The organism is Hydrogenophaga sp. A37, assembly GCF_002001205.1.
In the GTDB taxonomy this organism is placed as follows: domain Bacteria; phylum Pseudomonadota; class Gammaproteobacteria; order Burkholderiales; family Burkholderiaceae_C; genus Hydrogenophaga.
The window spans coordinates 22,504-28,644 of record NZ_MUNZ01000164.1 but is presented as its reverse complement, the minus strand read 5'-3'; the positions used below and the strand labels follow the sequence as shown (position 1 = coordinate 28,644).

6 protein-coding genes are annotated in these 6,141 nt (G+C 68.0%); all 6 read left to right on the top strand.

Annotated elements, in window-relative coordinates:
- Window positions 1–183: 183 nt before the first annotated feature.
- The 6 genes from B0E41_RS22250 (at window position 184) to B0E41_RS22225 (ending at window position 6,108) form a co-directional block, all read left to right on the top strand.
- On the top strand, window positions 184–1,545 hold the full coding sequence (locus tag B0E41_RS22250; RefSeq protein WP_077334580.1) for a TolC family protein: 1,362 nt from the start codon (window positions 184–186) through the stop codon (window positions 1,543–1,545).
- Window position 1,546: 1 nt separating this feature from the next.
- A complete protein-coding gene (locus B0E41_RS22245; RefSeq protein WP_077334578.1) occupies window positions 1,547–2,947 on the top strand; it encodes a copper oxidase in 1,401 nt (466 codons plus the stop codon).
- 31 nt (window positions 2,948–2,978) lie between these two features.
- Complete coding sequence (locus tag B0E41_RS22240; RefSeq protein WP_077334576.1) at window positions 2,979–3,506, top strand: cupredoxin family protein; 528 nt, start codon at window positions 2,979–2,981, stop codon at window positions 3,504–3,506.
- Between the two features lie 25 nt (window positions 3,507–3,531).
- Complete coding sequence (locus B0E41_RS22235; RefSeq protein ID WP_077334574.1) at window positions 3,532–3,996, top strand: DUF411 domain-containing protein; 465 nt, start codon at window positions 3,532–3,534, stop codon at window positions 3,994–3,996.
- 27 nt (window positions 3,997–4,023) lie between these two features.
- Window positions 4,024–4,380, top strand: coding sequence for a copper-binding protein (locus tag B0E41_RS22230; RefSeq protein WP_253195092.1), 357 nt, complete (start codon window positions 4,024–4,026; stop codon window positions 4,378–4,380).
- A 168-nt stretch (window positions 4,381–4,548) separates the two neighbouring features.
- Entirely contained in the window at window positions 4,549–6,108 is a 1,560-nt protein-coding gene (locus B0E41_RS22225; RefSeq protein ID WP_077334572.1) for a PAS domain-containing methyl-accepting chemotaxis protein, read from the top strand.
- Window positions 6,109–6,141: the final 33 nt, after the last annotated feature.

Sequence of the window (6,141 nt, the reverse complement as noted above, 5' to 3'; positions counted from 1 at the left end):
ACCGAGCCCCGCTGCCGCGCCCCTGCCGCAGGCGCTGTTGGCACCTGGGCGCAGCGACTTCGTCAGCGCCGTTCTCCAGCGCGGTCACAAGCCACCCATCGCCTGAACTCACCCACCCGTGGTGCGTCCGCGTGTCCCTCCCGGGGCCGCGTTTGCGCCGGTTTGTGACTTCAGGAGATGAACATGACCCCATTCCAGCGGCTGTGTCCGCTGCTGCACCGGCTCGCGATGGCCGGCTTGCTGGCATTGCCTGGCCTGAGCGCCCAGGCCCAAGCGGTGTCGGAAGCGCAACGCGCCGCCGACCCCAACACCCCCATTCCGGCCATCGCCACCGCACCAGCCCGGCCCTCGCCGGTGGCGTCGCCGCCCCTGCCCGCCGACCCGGCCGAAGCATTGAAGCAGTGGCAACAGGCCAACCAGCGCGTGGCCGCCTTCCCCCGCGGCCACATCGACATCCTGCGGGCGGAGGCCAAGGACACCGCTGACACGGCCCAGCCCCAGCGCCAAGCCAGCCCCTTGTCGGCAGACGACGCCCTGCGCCAGTCGCTGCGCCTCCGACCGGGTTTGCTGAAAGCCCCCGGTGGAAGTGCCCTGGCGCAATTCGAACGCCACCAGGCGCTGCTGGCCCACGTGGCCGAGCTGCGCCGCGCTTGGGTGGACGCCGTGGCCACGGGACAGGCGTTGCGCCTGCAGCAAGCCCGACAAGAAGCCACCCGCAGCGGCGCCGAGCTGGGACGGCGCATGGTGCAGGCCGGCAACTGGAGCCAGGCCCGCCTGTTGCGTGAGCAGCTCGCCGACGCCCGAGAAGCAGCGTCCTTGTTGCAGGCGCAACAGGGCGCGCTGGGCGCCCGTGAACGGCTGGCTCGCCTGTTGGGCCTGTGGCAAGGCGACGCGGTGGCGCAACTCGGCCTGCGCCTGCCCGCCGAGCTGCCTGCGCCGCCCGAGACACTGGACAGCCATGCCTCAGGCATCGAAGCCCGGGTGTTGTCCAGCGACGCCGCCCTGTCGCTGCAGCGCATCGACGCGGCACGCGAGATCAACGCCACGCCGTCCGCACAGCGCGCCGCCTGGGACCGTGCATTGCAAGAGAGCGCCGCCAGCCTCGACGCCGCCACGCTGCCCGCCGCGCCCCTGAGCCTGGAGGACGCCCGCCTTGGCAAAGACCATGGGCTGGAGCGGGCCGTGTCGGCCGAAGCCGGTTTGCTGCGTGCGGCCGTGGAGCGGCGCTCGGCGGCGCGCGAAGCCTGGGGCCATTTGCAAATGCAACACGCGCTGGCGCAGCAGACCCACTCGGTCATCCTGCCGCTGCAGACCGCCCTGGAGCAGGAAGCCCAGCTGCGCTACAACGGCATGCTGCAAAGCACCTGGGAGCTGCTGGACGCCAGCCGCGAACGTTTGGCCGCCACAGCCGCCGCCGCCCAGGCCCGCCGCGACTTCTGGCTCGCCCACCTCGACTGGCAACTGCTGCTCGCTGGCGGTGCCTATCAGCCCCCTGGCGCCAGCGCCTCCATGGCGCCCACCGGCTCCTCACCGCAAGGACACTGACATGCAAAGACGTCAATTTTTCTCTGGCGCCGCGCTCGGTGCCGTGGCCGCTGCCAGTGTGAGTCGCGTGGCGCTCGCCGCCCTGCCCGAGGCCGTGCAGCAGACCTCGCCCGACACCGCCGCACCGTGGACGCCACCCGGCGTCACCGGCGCGGGCCGGCCGTACAACCCCGTGGTCACACTCAACGGCTGGACCCTGCCCTGGCGCATGGCCAACGGCGTGAAAGAGTTCCACCTGGTGGCCGAGCCCGTGGTGCGCGAAATGGCGCCCGGTTTTCTGGTCAACATGTGGGGCTACAACGGCCAGAGCCCGGGGCCGACCATTGAGGTGGTGGAAGGCGACCGCGTGCGCCTGTACGTCACCAACCGCCTGCCCGAACACACCACCATGCACTGGCACGGCCAGCGCCTGCCCGCGGGCATGGACGGTGTGGGCGGGCTCACGCAGCCGCAGATCCAGCCCGGCAAGACCTTCGTCTATGAGTTCGTCGCGCGCCGCCCCGGCAGCTTCATGTACCACCCGCATGCCGACGAGATGACGCAGATGGCCATGGGCATGATGGGTCTGTGGGTCACGCACCCGAAGGCGAAACACCCGCTGATCGAGGACGTGGCGCGCGACTACTGCTTCCTGCTCAATGCGTTTGACGTCGAGCCCGGCAGCATGACGCCGCAGGTCAACACCATGCTGGAGCAGAACATCTGGGCCTGGAACAGCCGCGTCTTCCCCGGCATCAGCCCGCTGGTGGCGCGCCTGGGCGAGCGGGTGCGCGTGCGCATCGGCAACCTGACCATGACCAACCACCCGATCCACATCCACGGCATGGAATTCGAGGTCACCGGCACGGACGGCGGCCCGGTCCCGAAGACCGCGCGCTGGCCCGAGGTGACGACCGACGTGGGCGTGGGTCAGATGCGGCAGATCGAGTTCATCGCCGACGAACCGGGCGACTGGGCCGTGCACTGCCACAAGAGCCACCACACCATGGGCGCCATGGGCCACAGCGTGCCGACCATGATCGGTGTCGACCACAGCGGTCTGGTCGGCAAGCTGCAAAAGGCCTCGCCCGACTACATGGTGATGGGCGAGCGCGGCATGGCCGACATGGGCGAGATGCAGATGGAGCTGCCCGCCAACACCTTCCCCATGATGACCGGCACCGGCCCCTATGGCGCCATTGAAATGGGCGGCATGTTCTCCACGCTCAAGGTGCGCGCCGACCTGAAGGCCGGCGACTACAGCGATCCGGGCTGGTACACCATGCCGCCTGGCACGCAGGCTCGCGAAGTGCCCACATCAGCGGCCGGCCCGGCAAAACCGGCGGCCAGCGCCACGCCCCACCAACCTGCCCCCAGCGCCACGGTGCGCAAGCCCCAGGGCAGCGGTGGCCATCAACATTGACCCACACACTCATCGACAAGGAACAACCCCCATGACACACCCAACGCCCACCCGCCGCCGTTTCCAGCAACTGCTGGTGCTCACCCCACTGGCCACCTGGCTGGTCCAGCGCCCGGCCAGCGCCCATGGCGACGCCCACCCGGCGAGCGCGGCGAACGTGCCCGTCGTGAAGGAACAAAAACCCTGGGGCATCGCCGCCGAACCCAAGGAAGCCCAACGGACCATTCAGATCCGCATGACCGACAACATGCGCTTCACGCCCAGCCACCTCGAGGTGCGCGAAGGCGAAACCCTGCGCCTCCGCGCGGTCAACGGGGGCAAGATGCTGCACGAGATCGTGATCGGCACGCCTGAGGAGCTGCAGTCGCACGCCGAGATGATGAAGAAGCACCCCGGCATGGAGCACGACGAGCCCTACATGGCCCACGTGCCGGCCGGGAAACGCAGCGACATCACCTGGACCTTCAACCGCGCGGGCGACTTCGAGTTCGCCTGCCTGCTGCCCGGCCACTTCGACGCTGGCATGCGCGGCACCATCCGCGTCAAGCCCCGCGTCTGATCGATCCCATTTTTAGGAGCACACCATGCAACGACGTTCCCTTCTCCTCACAGCCCCAGCCCTGCTGGCCGCCACCTCCCTGCCTGCCTGGGCCGCCTCACCCACCGCCAAAGACCTGCCCGTGTTGCAGGTCTGGAAAGACCCGAGCTGCGGCTGCTGCAAGGACTGGATCAGCTACCTCCAGCGCGACGGCTTTCAGGTGCAGGTCTTCGAGACTGGCAACAACACCATGCGCCAGCGCCTCGGCCTGCCGCAGAAATACGCCTCGTGCCACACGGCACTCATCGGCGGCTACGTGGTCGAGGGCCACGTGAACGCGCGCGAAATCCGCCGCATGCTGACCGAGAAACCCAAAGCCATCGGCCTGTCGGTGCCGGGCATGCCGATCGGCAGCCCCGGCATGGACGGCCCCGAATACGGCGGCCGCAAAGACCCCTACGACGTGGTGCTGGTGTTGCCCGACGGCAGCGGCCGCGTCTACCAGTCGTAATTCCGCAGCTGATCCAGGAGCCCCACCATGACCACCCCACGCCACATGTTCCTTGGCACCGTTGCAGCCCTCACCTTCGCCACGCTGCTGGCACTCGCTCCACCCGCCGCCGCCCAGACCACTGGCGCCCCATCCCAAGCGACACCGGTTGCCAGTGGCCTGCCCCTGGTAGAGGCCGAGGTGCGCCGCGTGGACGTGGCGGGCGGCAAAGTGACGCTGAAACACGGCGACATCCCCAACTTGGAGATGCCGGCCATGACCATGGTGTTTCAGGCACGCGACCCGGCGCAGCTGGGCCGGCTCAAGATCGGCGACAAACTGCGGTTCACGGCCGACAAGGTCAACGGCGTCTACACCGTGATCGACCTGCAAGTCACACCCTGAGCGACCGGGCGAGAACTGGGGGGGGTTTAGGCCCTTGCTCCGGCGTTTTGGTCTCCGGTACCGAACATAGACTGCAGACTCCAAACGTTTCATCTTGAGACGGGTTGGCTCAAGTTCACGGTCAGATGGACGAAATTCAAGGACGAGCTCCACCGGAATCACAACACCATGCGCACCAATCTGCCCGTTACCCACAAAGAGTTCCTGATACCGAACGGGGTCACCCTGGTCTCTACCACCGACCTGCAAAGCCGCATCACCTACTGCAATCCGGCCTTCATCGCCGTCAGTGGCTACTCACGCGAGGAACTGCTCGGTCAGCCGCACAACCTGGTGCGCCACCCCGACATGCCGGCCGAGGCCTTTCGCGACATGTGGGCCACGCTGCAGAGCGGATCACCCTGGTCGGCGCTGGTGAAGAACCGGCGCAAGAACGGCGACCACTACTGGGTCATGGCCAACGCCACACCGGTGGTGCAAAACGGCCAGCCAGTGGGCTACATGTCGGTGCGCACACAACCCTCGCGCGAACAGATCGAGCAGGCAGAAGCCCTCTACGCCCGCATGCGCTCGGAAGCCGAGGCCGGCCAGCTTCAGACCTGCCTGCACAGTGGCCAGCTGGTGCGCAGCGGCTGGCGCGGCCAGTTGCAGCGCTGGATGCGCCCGACCCTGGGCAAGAAGCTCGGCGCCATGACGCTGGGTCTCGCGTTCGGCGTGCAGCTCATGGAGAGCGCCACCGAAGGACTGCCCAAAGCATGGCACCTGGCAGCCTATGTGGTCACGGGTGTGGTGGCGCTGACCCTGGCTGCCTTCATGCGCCGCATGATGGTGGGGCCGCTGGAACAGGCCGTCACCTTCGCCAACTTCATGGCCGCGGGCGACCTGTCCGCTCGCACGACCAGCCAGGCCGGCGGCGAATTCGGCGACCTTTCGCGCGCGCTCAACCAGCTCAATGTGAACCTGCAGGCGGTGGTGTCCGACGTGCGCCACGAGGTCGAGGGCGTGCAGGTCGCGTCCAATGAAATCGCCAACGGCAACCAGGACCTCTCGGCGCGCACCGAGGCCCAGGCCGGCAGCCTGGAGGAAACTGCAGCCTCCTTGGAACAACTCACCAGCACGGTGGAACAGAGCGCCACGTCGGCGCGCGAAGCCGGCGTGCTGACCAGCCGCGCCGCCAACGTGGCCAGCGAGGGCAACGAGGCCATGGTCCGTGTGATCGACACCATGGACCAGATCAGCCGCTCGTCGAGCCGCATCAGCGAGATCATCCAGGTGATCGAAGGCATTTCCTTCCAGACCAACATCCTCGCGCTCAACGCCGCGGTGGAAGCCGCTCGCGCGGGCGAGCAGGGTCGGGGCTTTGCGGTGGTGGCCGCCGAGGTGCGCAGCCTGGCCCAGCGCACCTCGACCGCCGCCAAAGAAATCAAGGTGCTGATCGACGAATCGGCCAGCCAGGTGTCGCAGGGCGGCCAGCTGGTGCACAACGCCGGCAAGACCATGGGCAACGTGGTCACCGCCGTGCAGCAGGTCAACAGCCTGATTGCCGAGATCACCGGCGCCTCGCAAGAACAGTCCATGGGCCTGTCGCAAATCAACCAGGCGGTGGGCCAGCTCGACTCGGTGACCCAGCAGAACTCGGCCATGGTCGAAGAGCTCGCCGCCGCCGCCAGTTCGCTGCAGGCCCAGGCCAAGGTGATGCAGGAGTCGGTGCAGATTTTCCGCATGTGAGGTAACGAGCCCCCACGCTCCGCCGCTGCGCGG

Coding starts and splice junctions, on each gene's coding strand:
- B0E41_RS22250 (WP_077334580.1), top strand. CDS start 184: ATGACCCCATTCCAGCGGCTGTGTCCGCTGCTGCACCGGCTCGCGATG.
- B0E41_RS22245 (WP_077334578.1), top strand. CDS start 1,547: ATGCAAAGACGTCAATTTTTCTCTGGCGCCGCGCTCGGTGCCGTGGCC.
- B0E41_RS22240 (WP_077334576.1), top strand. CDS start 2,979: ATGACACACCCAACGCCCACCCGCCGCCGTTTCCAGCAACTGCTGGTG.
- B0E41_RS22235 (WP_077334574.1), top strand. CDS start 3,532: ATGCAACGACGTTCCCTTCTCCTCACAGCCCCAGCCCTGCTGGCCGCC.
- B0E41_RS22230 (WP_253195092.1), top strand. CDS start 4,024: ATGACCACCCCACGCCACATGTTCCTTGGCACCGTTGCAGCCCTCACC.
- B0E41_RS22225 (WP_077334572.1), top strand. CDS start 4,549: ATGCGCACCAATCTGCCCGTTACCCACAAAGAGTTCCTGATACCGAAC.